General features: G+C 60.6%; 17 protein-coding genes and 1 pseudogene. 10 read left to right on the forward strand and 8 right to left on the reverse strand.

The genetic code is table 11. The features are described from left to right. The first annotated feature begins 53 nt into the window (after positions 1–53). The 10 genes from hutH (at position 54) to PSH79_RS01865 (ending at position 12764) form a co-directional block, all read left to right on the forward strand. The gene (gene hutH, locus PSH79_RS01820; protein WP_305440951.1) at positions 54–1586 is read left to right on the forward strand and encodes a histidine ammonia-lyase; all 1533 of its coding nucleotides are present in this window, start codon (positions 54–56) and stop codon (positions 1584–1586) included. A gap of 102 nt (positions 1587–1688) precedes the next feature. Then, a complete protein-coding gene (hutI, locus tag PSH79_RS01825; protein WP_305440952.1) occupies positions 1689–2894 on the forward strand; it encodes an imidazolonepropionase in 1206 nt (401 codons plus the stop codon). A gap of 10 nt (positions 2895–2904) precedes the next feature. After that, on the forward strand, positions 2905–3708 hold the full coding sequence (gene hutG, locus PSH79_RS01830; protein ID WP_305440953.1) for an N-formylglutamate deformylase: 804 nt from the start codon (positions 2905–2907) through the stop codon (positions 3706–3708). Between the two features lie 148 nt (positions 3709–3856). After that, entirely contained in the window at positions 3857–4828 is a 972-nt protein-coding gene (gene pip / locus PSH79_RS01835; protein ID WP_187678848.1) for a prolyl aminopeptidase, read from the forward strand. Continuing rightward, a complete protein-coding gene (gene dtd / locus PSH79_RS01840; protein WP_122593956.1) occupies positions 4825–5262 on the forward strand; it encodes a D-aminoacyl-tRNA deacylase in 438 nt (145 codons plus the stop codon). Before pip ends, dtd begins: the two co-directional genes overlap by 4 nt. A 351-nt stretch (positions 5263–5613) precedes the next feature. Then, a complete protein-coding gene (locus tag PSH79_RS01845) occupies positions 5614–7398 on the forward strand; it encodes a glucan biosynthesis protein G (RefSeq protein ID WP_370872597.1) in 1785 nt (594 codons plus the stop codon). Beyond that, positions 7391–9961, forward strand: a complete 2571-nt coding sequence (gene mdoH / locus PSH79_RS01850; protein WP_305440955.1) for a glucans biosynthesis glucosyltransferase MdoH — start codon at positions 7391–7393, stop codon at positions 9959–9961. Before PSH79_RS01845 ends, mdoH begins: the two co-directional genes overlap by 8 nt. A gap of 189 nt (positions 9962–10150) precedes the next feature. Then, positions 10151–10948 carry a transporter substrate-binding domain-containing protein gene (locus tag PSH79_RS01855; protein WP_305440956.1) on the forward strand — a complete coding sequence of 266 codons (798 nt, stop codon included), beginning with the start codon at positions 10151–10153 and terminating at the stop codon, positions 10946–10948. 129 nt (positions 10949–11077) lie between these two features. Beyond that, complete coding sequence (locus tag PSH79_RS01860) at positions 11078–12037, forward strand: amino acid ABC transporter permease (protein WP_187679576.1); 960 nt, start codon at positions 11078–11080, stop codon at positions 12035–12037. After that, positions 12030–12764 (forward strand): amino acid ABC transporter ATP-binding protein, encoded by a 735-nt coding sequence (locus PSH79_RS01865; RefSeq protein ID WP_305440957.1) that lies wholly within the window; start codon positions 12030–12032, stop codon positions 12762–12764. The genes PSH79_RS01860 and PSH79_RS01865 overlap by 8 nt, the downstream gene beginning before the upstream one ends. Positions 12765–12911: 147 nt before the next feature. Here PSH79_RS01865 and PSH79_RS28090 read toward each other — a convergent pair whose 3' ends face one another. The 8 genes and pseudogenes from PSH79_RS28090 to hisI form a co-directional block, all read right to left on the reverse strand. Further along, positions 12912–13784 carry a methyl-accepting chemotaxis protein gene (locus PSH79_RS28090; protein ID WP_370872646.1) on the reverse strand — a complete coding sequence of 291 codons (873 nt, stop codon included), beginning with the start codon at positions 13782–13784 and terminating at the stop codon, positions 12912–12914. A 30-nt stretch (positions 13785–13814) separates the two neighbouring features. After that, positions 13815–14828, reverse strand: a pseudogene (locus PSH79_RS28095) (methyl-accepting chemotaxis protein); the annotation flags it as partial. 209 nt (positions 14829–15037) lie between these two features. Beyond that, positions 15038–15745: a 16S rRNA (uracil(1498)-N(3))-methyltransferase gene (locus PSH79_RS01875; protein ID WP_305440959.1), complete on the reverse strand. Its 708-nt coding sequence runs from the start codon at positions 15743–15745 to the stop codon at positions 15038–15040. Further along, positions 15742–16533 carry a twin-arginine translocase subunit TatC gene (gene tatC, locus PSH79_RS01880; protein ID WP_305440960.1) on the reverse strand — a complete coding sequence of 264 codons (792 nt, stop codon included), beginning with the start codon at positions 16531–16533 and terminating at the stop codon, positions 15742–15744. The genes PSH79_RS01875 and tatC overlap by 4 nt, the downstream gene beginning before the upstream one ends. Next, positions 16530–16982 (reverse strand): Sec-independent protein translocase protein TatB, encoded by a 453-nt coding sequence (gene tatB / locus PSH79_RS01885; protein ID WP_305440961.1) that lies wholly within the window; start codon positions 16980–16982, stop codon positions 16530–16532. The genes tatC and tatB overlap by 4 nt, the downstream gene beginning before the upstream one ends. 10 nt (positions 16983–16992) lie before the next feature. Beyond that, entirely contained in the window at positions 16993–17274 is a 282-nt protein-coding gene (locus tag PSH79_RS01890) for a twin-arginine translocase TatA/TatE family subunit (RefSeq protein ID WP_003220847.1), read from the reverse strand. 25 nt (positions 17275–17299) lie between these two features. Beyond that, positions 17300–17632 carry a phosphoribosyl-ATP diphosphatase gene (locus tag PSH79_RS01895; protein ID WP_007909355.1) on the reverse strand — a complete coding sequence of 111 codons (333 nt, stop codon included), beginning with the start codon at positions 17630–17632 and terminating at the stop codon, positions 17300–17302. Next, positions 17625–18026, reverse strand: coding sequence for a phosphoribosyl-AMP cyclohydrolase (gene hisI, locus PSH79_RS01900; protein ID WP_007909357.1), 402 nt, complete (start codon positions 18024–18026; stop codon positions 17625–17627). The genes PSH79_RS01895 and hisI overlap by 8 nt, the downstream gene beginning before the upstream one ends. Positions 18027–18074 lie beyond the last annotated feature (48 nt).

The following is an 18074-nucleotide window of genomic DNA, read 5'->3' on the forward strand; positions in this document are numbered from 1 at the left end:
GAATGCTCCGGAGCGACTGGTAGTTAATAACAATGTTCAAAAGGAGCATTTTAATGACTGCGCTAAACCTGATCCCCGGCCAACTGAGCCTGGCTCAACTGCGTGACGTTTTTCAGCATCCGGTCAAGCTGAGCCTCGATAACAGCGCATCGCAGCAGATCGAAGCCAGTGTTGCCTGCGTCGAGCAGATCCTCGCCGAAAACCGCACCGCCTACGGCATCAACACCGGTTTCGGCCTGCTGGCCTCGACGCGCATCGCCAGCGAAGACCTGGAAAACCTCCAGCGCTCGCTGGTGCTGTCGCATGCCGCCGGTGTGGGTCAGCCGATCAGCGATGACTTGGTGCGTCTGATCATGGTGCTCAAGGTCAACAGCCTCAGCCGTGGTTTCTCCGGCATCCGCCGCGTGGTGATCGATGCGCTGATTGCGCTGATCAATGCCGAGGTCTATCCGCACATTCCGCTGAAAGGTTCGGTGGGGGCTTCCGGTGACCTCGCGCCACTGGCGCATATGTCGCTGGTGCTGCTGGGCGAGGGCAAGGCGCGTTACAAGGGCGAGTGGATGGAAGCCACTGAAGCGCTGAAAGTGGCTGGCCTGACGCCGCTGACGCTGGCGGCGAAAGAAGGTCTGGCGCTGCTCAACGGCACTCAGGTGTCGACTGCGTTTGCCTTGCGTGGCCTGTTTGAAGGTGAAGATCTGTTTGCAGGCGCCATTGCACTGGGTGGTCTGACGGTTGAAGCGGTATTGGGTTCGCGCTCGCCGTTCGACGCACGTATCCATGCCGCCCGTGGCCAGAAAGGCCAGATCGATGCCGCCGCTGCTTACCGTGATCTTCTCGGTGAGCGCAGCGAAGTGTCCGATTCGCACCAGAACTGCGAGAAGGTCCAAGACCCGTACTCGCTGCGTTGCCAGCCACAAGTCATGGGCGCCTGCCTGACCCAGTTCCGTCAGGCTGCTGAAGTGTTGGCCGTCGAAGCCAACGCCGTATCGGATAACCCGTTGGTGTTCGCCGCTGAAGGCGATGTGATTTCCGGCGGCAACTTCCACGCCGAACCGGTGGCCATGGCCGCTGACAACATGGCCCTGGCCATCGCCGAAATCGGCTCGCTCAGCGAGCGCCGCATCTCGCTGATGATGGACAAGCACATGTCGCAACTGCCGCCGTTCCTGGTGGCCAATGGCGGGGTCAACTCCGGCTTCATGATCGCCCAGGTGACAGCGGCGGCACTGGCCAGTGAAAACAAGGCGCTGTCCCATCCGCATTCGGTGGACAGCCTGCCGACCTCGGCCAACCAGGAAGATCATGTGTCCATGGCGCCGGCTGCCGGCAAACGCCTGTGGGAAATGGCCGAGAACACTCGCGGGATTCTTGCGGTGGAGTGGCTCGCTGCGGTGCAGGGGCTGGACTTGCGTAACGGTCTGAAAACCTCGGCGAAGCTGGAACAGGCCCGGGCGATTTTGCGTCAGGAAGTGCCGTTCTACGAGAAGGACCGGTTCTTTGCGCCGGACATCAATGCGGCGACTGAGTTGTTGGCTTCGCGCTGCCTGACCGAGCTGGTGCCGGCGAAATTTTTGCCTAGCCTGTAAGGGCCTCTTCGCGAGCAGGCTCGCTCCCACAGTTGGAATGCGTATCCCTGTGGGAGCGAGCCTGCTCGCGAAATCGATTTTGAATAGTGTGGAGACTAAGGGATGAAAACCCTCTGGCAACACTGCCACGTCGCAACCATGGCGCAAGGCGTCTACTCGATCATCGAGGATGCGGCCATCGTGACGTCCGGTGCGCTGATCGAGTGGATCGGCCCGCGTAATCAACTGCCCTCGGGCGAATACCCGGCGGTCAATGATCTGCAAGGCGCGTGGGTCACCCCCGGCCTGATCGACTGCCACACCCACACCGTGTTTGGCGGCAACCGCAGCGGTGAATTCGAAAAGCGTCTGCAAGGCGTCAGCTATGCCGAGATCGCGGCGCAGGGCGGTGGCATCGCCAGCACCGTGCGGGCGACCCGTGAAGCCAGCGAAGACGAATTGTTCGCCAGCGCCGCCAAACGCCTGAAAAGCCTGATGCGCGATGGCGTGACCACGATAGAAATGAAGTCCGGCTACGGCCTCGATCTGGCCAATGAACGCAAAATTCTGCGAGTCATCCGTCGCCTGGCCAAAGAGCTGCCGATCAGCGTGCGCAGCACCTGCCTCGCCGCTCACGCGCTACCCCCGGAATACAAGGATCGCGCCGACGATTACATCGATCACATCTGCGCCGAAATGTTGCCTGCTCTGGCTGCCGAAGGCCTGGTCGATGCCGTGGATGCGTTCTGCGAATACCTGGCGTTCTCTCCGGAACAGGTCGAGCGCGTGTTCATCACCGCTAAAGAATTAGGTTTGCCGGTGAAGCTGCATGCCGAGCAATTGTCGTCGCTGCACGGCTCCAGCCTGGCCGCGCGCTACCATGCGTTGTCCGCCGATCACCTGGAGTTCATGGACGAAACCGACGCCATCGCCATGGCCGCATCCGACACCGTCGCGGTGCTGCTGCCGGGCGCGTTCTACTTCCTGCGTGAAACCCAGCTGCCGCCGATGGACGCCTTGCGCAAGCACAAGGTCAAGATCGCCATCGCCAGCGATCTCAACCCCGGCACCTCGCCGGCGCTGTCGTTGCGCCTGATGCTGAACATGGCCTGCACCTGTTTCCGCATGACCCCGGAAGAAGCATTGGCCGGGGCGACCATTCATGCCGCCCAAGCACTGGGTATGGCCGAGACCCACGGTTCGCTGGAAGTCGGCAAGGTCGCGGATTTCGTCGCCTGGCACATTGATCGTCCGGCGGATCTGGCCTATTGGCTGGGCGGTGATCTGGACAAACGCGTCGTGCGTCACGGCGTTGAATCAAGTCTGTAGGAGAGCGGTTGTGGATAAGGTTCTGAGCTTCAAACAAGGTCGCGTGCCGCTGCTGATCAGCATGCCCCATGCAGGTCTGCGCCTGACGCCTGCGGTCGAGGCTGGGCTGATCCCGGATGCGAAAAGCCTGCCGGACACCGACTGGCATATTCCGCAGTTGTACGACTTTGCAGAAGAACTGGGCGCCAGCACTCTGGCCGCGCAATATTCACGTTTCGTCATCGACCTCAACCGGCCGTCCGACGACAAGCCGCTGTACGCTGGCGCCACCACCGGGTTGTATCCGGCGACCTTGTTCGACGGCATCCCGTTGTTCAAGGAAGGTCTGGAGCCTTCGAAAGAGGAGCGCGCGACCTATCTGGAACAGATCTGGACGCCGTACCACCGCACCTTGCAGGAAGAGCTGGCGCGGCTGAAGGCCGAGTTCGGTTACGCGCTGCTGTTCGACGCGCACTCGATCCGCTCGATCATCCCGCACCTGTTCGACGGCAAGCTCCCGGACTTCAACCTCGGCACCTTCAACGGCGCGAGCTGCGATCCGCAACTGGCCGCGCAACTGGAAGCCATCTGCGCGCGTCATGGTGAATACAGCCATGTGCTCAACGGTCGCTTCAAGGGCGGCCACATCACCCGTCATTACGGCAACCCGGCTGAAAACATCCACGCCGTGCAACTGGAACTGGGCCAGTGCACGTACATGGAAGAGTTCGAACCGTTCCGCTATCGCGCCGATCTGGCCGAGCCGACGCGGGTGGTGCTCAAGGAGTTGCTGCAAGGCTTCCTCGCCTGGGGCAAATCCCGCTACGCCGCCTGACCCGCTTCCTGTAGGAGCTGCTGCCTCACCACAGGTTTTGATTCGTGTTCTGAAGCATGCTCATTGACGTAAATCGGGTTTATGATGCCCAACGGCAGAATAATAGAAGTCCCCCCAGGGATGACCTCGACCCCTTACGGAGCGCGCAATGCAGACTTTGTTTCCGCAGATCAAACCACACGCCCGGCACGATCTGGCTGTCGATGACACGCATACGCTGTACGTCGACGAAAGCGGTTCGCCGGAAGGCTTGCCTGTCGTGTTCATCCACGGCGGCCCGGGTGCCGGGTGCGATGCACAGAGCCGCCGTTATTTCGATCCGAACCTGTACCGCATTGTTACCTTCGACCAGCGCGGCTGCGGACGCTCCACCCCGCACGCCAGCCTGGAAAACAACACCACCTGGGATCTGGTCGCCGACCTTGAGCGCATCCGCAAACACCTGGGCATCGACAAATGGGTGCTGTTCGGCGGCTCGTGGGGTTCGACCCTGGCACTGGCCTACGCGCAAACCCATCCGGAGCGCGTTCACGGTCTGATCCTGCGCGGGATCTTTCTCTGCCGTCCGCAGGAAATCGAGTGGTTCTACCAGGCCGGTGCCAGCCGTCTGTTCCCCGATTATTGGCAGGACTACATTGCGCCGATCCCAGTGGACGAGCGCGACGACCTGCTCAACGCTTTCCACAAGCGCCTGACCGGCAATGATCAGATCGCCCAGATGCACGCAGCAAAGGCCTGGTCGACCTGGGAAGGGCGCACCGCGACCCTGCGGCCGAACCCGCTGGTGGTCGATCGTTTCTCCGAACCGCAACGCGCCTTGTCGATTGCGCGGATCGAATGCCACTACTTCACCAACAACGCGTTCCTTGAGCCGAACCAACTGATTCGCGATATGGGCAAGATTGCTCACTTGCCCGGCGTGATCATCCACGGCCGTTACGACGTGATCTGCCCGTTGGATAACGCTTGGGAATTGCACCAGGCATGGCCGAACAGTGAGCTGCAAGTGATCCGCGATGCCGGTCACGCTGCGTCCGAACCCGGTATCACCGACGCATTGGTACGTGCCGCCGGTCAAATGGCCCGACGCCTGCTCGACCTGCCGCCCGAAGAAGCATGAAGGGGCTTTTACAACGCGTGCGTGGCGCGCGAGTCGAAGTGGCGGGAGAGGTGGTTGGCGCGGTCGATCAGGGTTTGCTGGTGCTGGTGGCGGTCGAACCCGACGACACGCGTGCCAGCGCCGACAAACTTCTGCATAAGCTGCTTAACTATCGTGTATTCAGTGACGCTGAGGGCAAGATGAACCTGTCCCTCGCGGATGTGGGCGGTGGGTTGCTGCTGGTCTCTCAGTTCACCCTCGCTGCCGACACCAAAAGCGGGTTGCGCCCGAGTTTCTCGACCGCCGCCCCTCCGGCGCTGGGCGAGGAATTATTCGACTATCTATTAAGCAAAGCGAAACAGGTGCATGGCACTGTGGCATCAGGTAGATTCGGCGCCGATATGCAGGTGCATTTGGTCAACGATGGCCCGGTTACCTTTTTGTTACAGACCTGAAAGCGCCTGAAACACCTTTTTAGGAAATTTCGACTGTTTTTAGGGTGTTTTCGCGATAAATACTTTGTTACCCCTGATGCGTTGTCACGCGGGCTACTAGATAATCGCGCGCTATGGGGATCAGCGTTCGTTGGTCCATTTTTGACTTAGGTAGAGACTTGTCTGGATCCGATTGGGGAATCATTTTGCCCCAGCGGAGTCGGAACAATGCTCGCCAACTTGGCAAGGGTGCTCTGGTAGGTCGGTTTTTCAATGCCGATACCTTTAAAGACACTTCATCTGGCCGTTGGTTTTTTGATCTGTTTTCGGCGAGGGTTGCTCGTGATCGTTAGTCCCTGTAATGCAGCAAAAATGTCTGCCAAACGCATGCGAAGTGCCCTGGTAGCGGGTTCGGCGCTCCTGTGCCTGCTCAGCGCCGGTCAGCTTTGGGCGTTCAATCTTGACGATGTATCCGCCAAGGCTAAAGAGCTGGCCGGGCAGAAATTCGAAGCCCCGCGCAGCAACCTGCCGAACGAGTTCCGCGACATGAAGTTCGCGGATTATCAGAAAATCCGCTTCCTCACCGAAAAGGCTGAGTGGGCTGATCAGAAGACGCCGTTCAAACTGTCCTTCTATCACCAGGGTATGCACTTCGATACACCGGTGAAAATCAACGAAATCACGGCGAACACCGTCGAAGAGATCAAATACGATCCTTCGCGCTTCGATTTCGGCGACCTGAAATTCGATCCGAAGGCCACCGAACAACTGGGTTATGCCGGTTTCCGTGTGCTGTACCCGATCAACAAGGCCGACAAGCAAGACGAAATCATGACCATGCTCGGCGCGAGCTACTTCCGCGTCGTTGGCAAGGGCCACACATACGGTCTGTCGGCCCGTGGTCTGGCGGTCGATACCGCGCTGCCGTCGGGCGAAGAATTCCCGCGTTTCCGCGAGTTCTGGATTCAACAGCCGAAGCCGGGCGACAAGCATCTGGTGATCTTCGCCCTGCTGGATTCGCCGCGTGCCACCGGTGCCTACCGTCTGATCCTGCGTCCGGGCAGCGACACCATTGTCGACGTCAAGGCGCAGATGTTCCTGCGTGACAAGGTCGGCAAACTGGGCATCGCGCCGCTGACCAGCATGTTCCTGTTCGGCGCCAACCAGCCATCGAAAGTCCTCAACTACCGTCGTGAGCTGCACGACTCCAGCGGTCTGTCGATCCATGCCGGCAACGGCGAGTGGATCTGGCGCCCACTGAACAACCCGAAACACCTGGCCGTGAGCAACTTCAGCGTCGAGAACCTGCGTGGTTTCGGTCTGCTGCAGCGTGGCCGTGACTTCAGCCACTACGAAGACCTCGACGACCGCTACGACAAGCGCCCAAGCGCCTGGATCGAGCCGAAGGGCGATTGGGGCAAAGGCACCGTCGATCTGGTCGAGATTCCGACCGCCGACGAAACCAACGACAACATCGTTGCGTTCTGGAGCCCGGAAAAAATGCCGGAGCCAGGCCAGCCGCTGGACTTCGCTTACCGCATGCACTGGACCATGGACGAAGCGGCGATTCACGCGCCGGACAGCGCCTGGGTTGCGCAGACTCTGCGTTCCACCGGTGACGTCAAACAATCGAACCTGATCCGTCAGCCGGACGGCAGCGTTGCCTACCTGGTCGACTTCGAGGGCCCATCGCTGGCCGCTCTGGCGCCGGATGCCGACGTGCGCAGCCAGGTCAGCGTTGGCGACAATGCCGAACTGGTCGAGAACAGCGTGCGCTACAACCCGGAAACCAAGGGCTGGCGCTTGACCCTGCGGATGAAGATCAAGGACGCGAGCAAGTCGACCGAGATGCGTGCCGCACTGGTGCAGCCAGTCGTGACCGCTGATCTGGCCAAGTCTTCGGTGCCGGCGTCCAACTCGTCCGTCGCCAAGGCCGACAAGGTTGCCGCCAAGCAACAAGAGAAACTCGACAAGGAAGCCAAGGCAGCCGAGGCCAAGCAGGCCGACGCCAAGCCAGCCGCAGATGCCAAGGACAAGGCCAACAAAGACGCCAAGCAGCCAGTCGCTGCGGACGCGGCCCCAGCCACACCGGAATCGGCGCCGACTGAAGAAGTCCTGACCGAGACCTGGAGCTATCAGTTGCCTGCCGATGAGTAACTCTCAAGTACAGCCAGAGACTCTGTCCGAGTATCTGGCGCATCTGCCGATGACCGACCAGCAGCGCGCGGAACTCGCGGGCTGCCAGTCGTTCAGCGAACTGCATCAACGCCTGTCGTCCTCGACGTTCGACGCTCCTGCCGAAGCCGCCCAGGCTTCGGTGGGCAAGCGCCTGACCCTGAGCACCGCCGAAGAGCTCGAAGAAGCGGAAATGCTGGTGCTCGACGCCAGCGGTCGAGTCAGCCTCAAGGCAACGCCGCCGATTCGTCGGACCAAGGTCGTGCCGGAGCCATGGCGCACCAATATTCTGGTGCGTGGCTGGCGTCGTATGACCGGCCGCACCAATCCGCCGCAGCCGCCGAAGGACGAGAATGTCCTGCCGGCCGCGCGTTGGCGCACCGTCGGTTCGATCCGTCGCTACATTCTGTTGCTGCTCATGCTCGGCCAGACCATCGTCGCCGGCTGGTACATGAAAGGCATCATGCCGTACCAGGGCTGGTCGTTCGTCGATCTGGAAGAAGTCCTGCACCAGCCGCTGCTGCAAACCGCCACGCAAGTGCTGCCGTATGCGTTGCAAACGAGCATCCTGATTCTGTTCGGGATTCTGTTCTGCTGGGTGTCGGCCGGTTTCTGGACGGCGCTGATGGGCTTTCTGGAGTTGCTCACCGGTCACGATAAATACCGCATCTCCGGTAAAAGTGCCGGCAACGAGCCGATTGCCAAAGACGCCCGTACCGCGCTGGTCATGCCGATCTGCAACGAAGACGTGCCACGGGTATTTGCCGGTCTGCGTGCGACATTCGAATCGGTTGCCGCTACCGGTGATCTGGATCGTTTCGACTTCTTCGTACTCAGCGACAGTAACGACACCGACATCTGCGTGGCCGAGCAACAGGCCTGGCTGGACGTCTGCCGCGAAGCCAAGGGCTTCGGCAAGATCTTCTATCGCCGCCGCCGCCGCCGCGTAAAACGCAAAAGCGGCAACCTCGACGACTTCTGCCGTCGTTGGGGCGGTGACTACAAGTACATGGTCGTCCTCGACGCTGACTCGGTCATGAGCGGCGAGTGCCTGACCAGTCTGGTGCGCTTGATGGAAGCCACACCGGACGCCGGGATCATCCAGACCGCGCCGCGTGCGTCGGGCATGGACACCCTTTATGCGCGCATGCAGCAGTTCGCCACACGCGTTTATGGCCCGCTGTTTACCGCCGGTCTGCACTTCTGGCAGTTGGGTGAATCCCACTACTGGGGTCACAACGCGATCATTCGCATGAAGCCGTTCATCGACCACTGCGCCTTGGCGCCGTTGCCGGGCAAGGGTGCGTTCTCCGGGGCGATCCTGTCTCACGACTTCGTTGAAGCCGCGTTGATGCGTCGTGCCGGTTGGGGCGTGTGGATTGCCTACGACCTGCCAGGCAGCTACGAAGAACTGCCGCCGAACCTGCTCGACGAACTCAAGCGTGACCGCCGCTGGTGCCACGGTAACTTGATGAACTTCCGTCTGTTCCTGGTCAAAGGCATGCACCCGGTACACCGCGCGGTGTTCCTCACTGGCGTGATGTCGTACCTGTCGGCGCCGTTGTGGTTCTTCTTCCTGGTGCTGTCGACCGCGCTTCTCGCGGTGAATACGCTGATGGAGCCGCAGTACTTCCTCGAACCGCGTCAGCTCTATCCGCTGTGGCCACAATGGCACCCGGACAAGGCGATTGCGCTGTTCTCGACGACCATCGTGCTGCTGTTCCTGCCGAAACTGTTGAGCATCATCCTGATCTGGGCCAAGGGCGCGAAAGAGTTCGGCGGCAAGTTCAAAGTGACGCTGTCGATGCTGCTGGAAATGCTGTTCTCCATGCTGCTGGCGCCGGTGCGGATGATTTTCCACACCCGTTTCGTCCTGGCCGCGTTCCTCGGCTGGGCCGCGACCTGGAACTCGCCGCAACGTGACGACGACTCGACGCCATGGAGCGAGGCGGTCAAGCGCCACGGTCCGCAGACCCTGCTGGGTTTCTGCTGGGCGCTGCTGGTGATCTGGCTGAACCCGAGCTTCCTGTGGTGGCTGGTGCCGATTGTCGGTTCGCTGATGCTGTCGATCCCGGTGTCGGTGATTTCCAGCCGTGTCGGTCTGGGCCTGAAGTCCCGTGACGAGAGCCTGTTCCTCATCCCTGAGGAATACAATCCGCCGCAGGCGCTGCTGGCGACTGACCAGTACACCCACGAGAACCGTTGGCATGCGCTGAATGACGGCTTTATCCGTGCAGTGGTCGATCCGCAGCAGAACGCCTTGGCGTGCTCGCTGGCGACGTCCCGTCACGGCCAGGCCGAGCCGATCGAATGGCTGCGTCAGGAGCGTGTTCGTCACGCGATCAAGGTTGGCCCTGCCGGGTTGAATAACCATGATCGTCTGCAACTGCTGAGCGACCCGGTTGCTCTGGCGCGCTTGCACGAGCAGGTTTGGGGCGAAGGCCATGCCGAGTGGCTGGATGCATGGCGGGCTTCGGTGAAAGCCGATCCGCATGCGCCGTTACTGCCGCTGCGACCGGTGAGCATGCAGGCTCAACCGGCCTGATAAGAAGCCCCGCGAAAGCGGGGTTTTTTTTGCCCTGACGACAGTGGGCGCTGATCTGTAATCGATCAAAAAACCTTGTGCAAACGAACGAGTGCGTTAGCATCCGTCCCCGAATTGGCGCACCCGGGCTTTTTTGCCCGTCTCTGTTGGTTTTCGCGCCGCAAACGCAATGGTTTTGGGGACTTGAAGATGAAGAAGTATCTGTCGATGCTGCTGGTCGGCGTCACGGCACTCGTTGCAGTCACTGCGGCGCAAGCTGGCGCAATTGATGACGCGGTCAAGCGCGGCACCTTGAAAGTCGGCATGGATCCGACCTATATGCCGTTCGAGATGACCAACAAGCGCGGCGAGATCATCGGCTTTGAAGTCGACATCCTCAAAGCCATGACCAAGGCCATGGGCGTCAAGCTGGAGCTGGTCTCCACCGGTTACGACGGCATCATCCCGGCGCTGATGACCGACAAGTTCGACATGATTGGCAGCGGCATGACCCTGACTCAGGAACGCAACCTGCGCCTGAACTTCAGCGAACCGTTCATCGTCGTCGGCCAGACCCTGCTGATCCGCAAGGAACTGGAAGGCACCATCAAGTCGTACAAAGACCTGAACACCGCCGACTACCGCATCACCTCCAAGCTCGGCACCACCGGCGAGATGGTCGCCAAGAAGCTGATCTCCAAAGCCAAGTACCACGGCTACGACAACGAGCAGGAAGCCGTGCTCGACGTGGTCAACGGCAAGGCCGACGCCTTCATCTACGACGCGCCATACAACGTTGTCGCGGTGAACAAGGTCGGTGCCGGCAAACTGGTGTTCCTCGACAAGCCGTTCACTTACGAGCCACTGGCCTTCGGTCTGAAGAAGGGTGACTACGACAGCCTCAACTTCATCAACAACTTCCTGCACCAGATCCACGAAGACGGCACCTACGATCGCATCCATGACAAGTGGTTCAAGAGCACCGCGTGGCTCAAGGACATGGAATAAGCCCGGTCAGATAGACCGCGTTGCCTCGATCGCGAGCAGGCTCACTTCTACAGGGGAACGCATTCCAATGTAGGAGTGAGCCTGCTCGCGATGAGGGCCTCCAAGGCGATACAGAATCCGGAACCTGCAATGAAACATAAAAAAGCCCAATGGCCCTGGCACGTCCTCACCGTGCTGGTGCTGATCGGCCTGGCCGGCGCGTTGTATTACGCCACGTCGCTGATGTCTTACGAATGGCGCTGGAATCGCGTGCCGCAGTACTTCGCCTATCAGGCCGAAGAAACCCAGCGCGCCGCCGACATTTCCACCGTCACAGAACTGGTGCGCAAGGGCAGTAGCGCGCAAGTCACTCTGCGCAACGATGCCGGTGACGAGCAGCACCTGACCGTCGACGAGAACAGCCTGCAATTCGCTCAGGGCGACGATGTGGCCGAAGGCGACGTCGTGGGTGTCACTCGGCATTGGGCGGCAGGGCCGCTGTTGTGGGGCCTGTGGACGACGCTTTGGCTGTCGGTGGTCTCCGGCATTCTCGGTTTGCTGATCGGTCTGGTTACCGGGCTGTGCCGCTTGTCGAGCAACCCGACGTTGCGCGACCTGTCGAGCATCTACGTCGAACTGGTGCGCGGTACGCCGCTGCTGGTGCAGATCTTCATTTTCTACTTCTTCATCGGCACGGTGATGAACCTGTCCCGGGAGTTCGCCGGGATCGCCGCGCTGTCGCTGTTCACCGGCGCCTATGTGGCCGAGATCATTCGTTCTGGCGTGCAGTCGATTGCCCGTGGCCAGAACGAAGCCGCTCGCTCGCTGGGCCTGAGCGCCGGTCAGTCGATGCGCCACGTGGTGCTGCCGCAAGCGTTCAAGCGCGTGCTGCCACCGTTGGCCGGGCAGTTCATCAGTCTGGTCAAGGACACCTCGCTGGTGTCGGTGATCGCCATCACCGAGCTGCTCAAAAGCGGCCGTGAAGTCATCACCACCTCGTTCTCGCCGTTCGAAATCCTGTTCTGCGTTGCCGGCCTGTACCTGTTGATCAACCTGCCGCTGTCGAAAATCGCCAGCCGGCTTGAGCGGAGGCTCGCGCAAAGTGATTGAAGTCCGCGATCTGGTAAAAGTCTTCGACACCCGTGGCCAGGTAGTGCGCGCGGTGGATAACGTCAGCACCACGGTCGGCAAGGGCGAAGTGCTGGTGGTGATCGGCCCGTCCGGCTCTGGCAAGTCGACCTTCCTGCGTTGCCTCAATGGCCTGGAAGAGTTCGATTCGGGTTCGGTGAGCATCGACGGTCTGCAACTGGCTGACCCGAAAACCGACGTGAATGCCTACCGCCGCGAAGTCGGCATGGTGTTCCAGCATTTCAACCTGTTCCCACACATGACCGTGCTGGAAAACCTCTGTCTGGCGCAGAAAGTCGTGCGCAAGCGCGGCAAGAAAGAGCGCGAGGCCAAGGCCATGGAGTTGCTGAAAAAGGTCGGTATTGCGCAGAAGGCCAACGAGTTTCCGTCACGCCTGTCCGGCGGTCAGCAGCAGCGCGTGGCGATTGCTCGGGCGCTGGCGATGGAGCCGAAGGTGATGTTGTTCGATGAGCCGACCTCGGCCCTCGACCCGGAAATGGTCGGCGAAGTACTGGATGTGATGAAAAACCTGGCCGTGGAAGGCATGACCATGGTCTGCGTCACCCACGAAATGGGCTTCGCCCGGGAAGTGGCGGACCGGGTGCTGTTCTTCGATCACGGCAAACTGCTGGAAGATGCGTCGCCGGCGGAGTTCTTTGATGCGCCGAAGGATCCGCGGGCGCAGGCCTTCTTGCGCCAGGTCCTGTAATTTCAGCGTCTCTCAGGACGCCTTCGCGAGCAGGCTCGCTCCCACAGTTGACCGAGTTGTCCAAGCGGACGCGGTCCAATGTGGGAGCGAGCCTGCTCGCGAATGGCATCACCCCGGTTCAGAGCGAACCGAGGCAAATCAATCACCTCAAACCTTGAATCGACCGACCAGTGTCTGCAGATGCGTCCCCAGCCGCGCCAGCTCAACGCTGGAGGCCGCCGTCTCTTCACTCGCCGCCGATGTCTGATCCGACACATCGCGCACATTCAGCACGCTACGGTTGATCTCCTCAGCCACAGCGCTTTGCTGCTCAGCTGCTGCAGCAATCTGTTGGTTCATCGCCTGAATCGCCGAAACAGTGCGGGTGATGCTTTCCAGCGAACCACCGGCCCGACGGGTCAGCTCGACGCTGCTGTCGGTCAGGGTGCGGCTGTTGTCCATGATCGTCGCGACTTGCTGGGTGCCGTTTTGCAGGCCGACGATCAGCTCTTCGATCTCTTCGGTGGACTTTTGTGTGCGCTGGGCGAGGCTGCGCACTTCGTCGGCGACCACGGCGAATCCACGTCCGGCTTCACCGGCACGCGCCGCTTCGATGGCCGCGTTGAGCGCCAGCAGGTTGGTTTGCTGGGCCACGGATTTGATCACGTCGAGGACGCTGCCGATCTTGTCGCTTTCACGCTTGAGTTCGCCCATGGCTTCGGTGGAGTGGCCGACTTCAACCGCCAGACGCTCGATCTGCGCAATGGCTTCGCCGACGACTTTGTCGCCTTCGCGGGCCTGTTGGTCCGCTGCGACAGCGGCTTCGGAAGCCTCTTCAGCGTTGCGCGCAACTTCCTGAACGGTGGCAGCCATTTCGTTCATGGCGGTGGCGACCTGATCGGTCTCGATTTTCTGATTGTTGACCCCGGCGCTGGTCTGCTCGGTCACGGCGGACAGTTCTTCGGCAGCGCTGGCAATCTGGGTGACGCCGTCGCTGATCCCGCCGATCAGCTCGCGCAGGCCTTGAGTCATGCTCTGCATCGAACGCTGCAACTGGCCTAGTTCGTCGCGGCGCAGCGAAACCAGGTTGTGGGTCAGGTCGCCAGCGGCTACGCGCTCGGCGACTTTCAGGGTCTGGTTCAGCGGAATGATGATTTGCCGGGTGATCGCCCAAGCCGCCAGCAGGCCGAAGGCCAAGGCCAGCAGAGTGGCGATCATCAGCATGTTTTTGGCGTGGGCGGCATCGGTGTCGCGCACGATAGTTTGCGAAGCCGTCAGCTTCTTGCTGAGGTCGATCAAGATGTCGCCCTGAGCGGACATGCGCGCGAGTGACTTGGCATTGGTGACCTGCGAATCGCGGAACTGAGCGACTGCCGCGCGATAGGCTTTGATCGATTCGGTGGCCTGTTGCAGGTTGGCGATATGTTGTTCCGGCAGTGTCGCCGGCAGGCTTTCAAGATATTTGAGGGCATTGTCGATGGCATTGAGTGCCGGTTGCTCTGCTTCAGCCTTGCCGCTGTAGGTGTAGCCGCGCACTTGATAACGCGCCTGCTGGAGCAGTTTGCTCAGTTCGATCACGCTGTTGAACTGCGCGACGCTGTCCCCTTGCAGCAAGGATTTTTCAACTTCCGATACCTTTGCCACGGCGTTGTCGGCGTTTGCACCCAGCTTGCTGCGGGCGTCTTCGCGCTGCACGGTGGCCTGAGTCATGTCGGCAAAAGCACGTTTGTATTCGGCAACGGCGGCCAATTGCTGATCGACCATGGCGGCGTCGGAGGGTTGTTCAATCAGGCCGCGTGCGGTTTGCAGGCCGCTGTCGAGTTTGTTCAGCAACTCGTTGACCGCGCCCGGGCCTTGTTCGCCACGGCGTGCGTCATAGTCCACGCGCGCCAGGCGCAGGTCCTTGGTCAGCTCGTTGAGGCTGGAGATGAACCCCAGCTTGTCGCCACGACTGATGATGCCGCTCATGCCGGTCCAGCCGGTAAAGGTGATCAACAGCGTCAGCAGCAGCACCAGGCCGAAACCGATTCCCAGTTTGCGTTTGACGCTGACGTTTCCAAGACTCTCGGCTAACCAACGGTACATGCGACGACTCCCCGACCACTAATTGGACTTATGGGGACTGTATCGGCTGAGTGATGGCAATCTGTAACGCCATTTGTTCGGGAAGACACCACATTCTGCAGATGCTGATCTGTAGGAGCTGTCGAGTGAAACGAGGCTGTGATCTTTTGATTTTTTAGAAGCAAAAGATCGCAGCCTGCGGCAGCTCCTACAGGGGATCGGTGTTGTGCTTAGAAGAGGCGCGCGAGGAGGGCGGTGACGGCGGTTTCGACGCGCAGGATGCGCTCGCCCAGTTGCACCGGTTGCAGGCCGGACTTGGCCAGCAGATCGATTTCGTAGGGAATCCAGCCGCCCTCGGGGCCGATGGCCAGAGTGACCGGTTCGTTCAATGCGCGCGGGCAGGGCGGGTAGTTGCCAGGATGGCCGACCAGACCCAATGTGCCTTCGGTGATTGCCGGCAGCCGGTCTTCGACAAACGGCTTGAAGCGTTTCTCGATGATGATTTGCGGCAGCACCGTATCCCGCGCCTGTTCGAGGCCGAGGATCAGTTGTTCGCGGATTGCTTCAGGTTCGAGAAACGGTGTCTGCCAGAAGCTCTTCTCGACGCGGTAGCTGTTGACCAGAATGACCTTCGGCACGCCCATGGTCGCCACGGTCTGGAACACCCGACGCAGCATCTTTGGGCGCGGCAGGGCCAGCACCAATGTCAGCGGCAGCTTGGCCGGTGGCGGCTGGTCGAGGGTGACGCGCAGTTCCGCTTCACCGGCCTCCAGCCGCAAAAGCTCAGCCGAACCCATCAGACCATTGATCCGTCCGACCCGCAGGCTGTCACCGACTTCCGAGCGGTGGACTTCCTGCATGTGCGTCAGGCGTCGATCACGCAGCACCACACGGTCGGCCGCAATGAAGTCGGCCTCTTCGAGTAACAGCAGGTTCATGCCTGGGTCGCTGGCGGCTGGTCGTTGTGGTCGTCGGCTGAATTTTCATCCGGGCGTTCGCGCTTGCTGACCAGGCCACCGAACAGAATGCCGATTTCAAACAGCATCCACATCGGCACGGCCAACAGAGTCTGCGAGAAAATATCCGGCGGCGTGAGGATCATGCCGACCACGAAGCAGCCAATGATCACGTACGGGCGGATCTTTCTCAGGTATTGGACATCGACCACACCGATCCACACCAGCAGCACCACGGCCACCGGAATTTCGAACGCCACGCCGAAAGCGAAGAACAGCGTCATGACGAAATCGAGGTAGCTGGCGATGTCGGTCATCATTTCCACGCCCGCCGGGGTGGCGGCAGCGAAGAACTTGAAGATCAGCGGGAACACGAAGTAATAGGCGAAGGCCATGCCGGTGTAGAACAGCAGGATGCTGGAGACCAACAGTGGCACCGCGATGCGCTTCTCATGCTTGTACAGGCCTGGCGCGATGAAGCCCCAGATCTGATGCAGGATCACCGGAATCGCAAGAAACAGCGAGACCATCATCGTCAGCTTCAGCGGCGTCAGGAACGGCGACGACACGTCGGTGGCGATCATCGTCGCGCCGACCGGCAGGTACTGGCGCAGCGGCGTCGAGACGAAGGTGTAGATCTGCTGGGTGAAGGCGAACAGCCCGGCGAAGATGATGAAGATCGCCGCCACGCAACGCAGCAGGCGGGTGCGCAACTCGGTTAGATGCGAAACCAGCGGCATGTGCTGGTCGTTTTCGGGAAGATCGCTCATGGGGCTCGCGGCGGCAGTGTAGGGTCGTGAGGCGCTGGTGTGATCGGCGCGGCGGTCGGAGCTACGTGTTCAACCGAATTGTCTGCGACAGTGGGTGCAGGTTCTGTCGGCGCTACAACGGGAGCGGGTACAGGTGAAGCCGGCGCGGTTGGCGCATGAATTGTCTGCTGGCCCACATGTTCAACCGGCGTCGGCTCTTGCTGAACCGGATTGAAAATCTTCCGTGCTTCCTGCTCCAGCGACAGAATGTGCTCGTTGTGCAGTTGCCGACGGATCTCGTCGGCACCGATTTCACGTTCAACTTCCTGTTTGATCGCGTTGAAGCTGCGCTTCAGCCGTCCGACCCACAGGCCGGCGGTGCGTGCAGCGCCCGGCAGACGCTCGGGCCCCAGCACCAGCAGGGCGACGAGGCCGACAAGCAGCAGTTCAGAGAAGCTGATACCAAACATTAGTCAGTGCTCACACGTCTTTGCGGATCGGCTCTTCGACTTTCTGCGCCTGCACGTCGATGGTGTGCGGCGGATTGGCCTGAGCGGTGGCTTGCGGCTGCACCGGTGGCACCGGCTGCGCAGGCGTCACGGTTGGATCGGCGGCCGGCTTCTCGTCGTCGTTCATGGCTTTGCGGAAGCCCTTGATCGACTCGCCAACGTCGGTGCCGAGGTTTTTCAGTTTCTTGGTGCCGAACACCAGCACCACGACTACCAGAATGACGATCCAGTGTTTCCAGTCAAAAATGCCCATGTTGCTGTTCCTCTCTAATAGTTGTTCAGGCGGACGGACGCGAGGCTTTCTCGACGTGTCCGGACAGGCCGAAGCGACGATCCAGTTCATCGAGTACAGCCTGCGGATGCTGCCCCAGTTGGGCGAGCATGACCATGCTGTGGAACCACAGGTCGGCGGTCTCGTAGATCACGTCGCTGCAGTCGCCGCTGATGGCGGCGTCCTTGGCGGCAATAATGGTTTCGACCGACTCTTCGCCGACTTTCTCCAGAATCTTGTTCAGACCCTTGTGATACAGGCTGGCGACATAGGAGCTGTCGGCCGCTGCGCCTTTGCGCTCTTCGAGCACTTCGGCCAGGCGGGTCAGGGTGTCACTCATGTTTGTGTCCTGCGGAATAAATAGCGTGCGGATCTTTGAGGACCGGGTCGACTGTTTTCCAGTCGCCGTTTTCGAAGACGCGGTAAAAGCAGCTTTGACGGCCGGTATGGCAAGCAATGTCGCCGATCTGTTCAACCATCAGGATGATCACGTCGGCGTCACAGTCCAGACGCATCTCATGCAAGGTCTGTACGTGGCCGGACTCTTCGCCCTTGCGCCACAGCTTGCCACGGGAACGTGACCAGTAGATTGCACGGTTTTCCGCGGCGGTCAGTTCGAGCGCTTCGCGGTTCATCCAGGCCATCATCAGTACGCGTCCGGTCTTGTGATCCTGGGCAATCGCCGGCACCAGGCCGTCCGCGTCCCACTTGATCTCGTCCAGCCAGTTTTTCATCTTCGACTCCGACAGCGAACCCACACTTCAAATAGTCGGGTTCAGGCG

This window comes from Pseudomonas sp. FP2196 (genome assembly GCF_030687715.1).
Lineage (GTDB): Bacteria > Pseudomonadota > Gammaproteobacteria > Pseudomonadales > Pseudomonadaceae > Aquipseudomonas.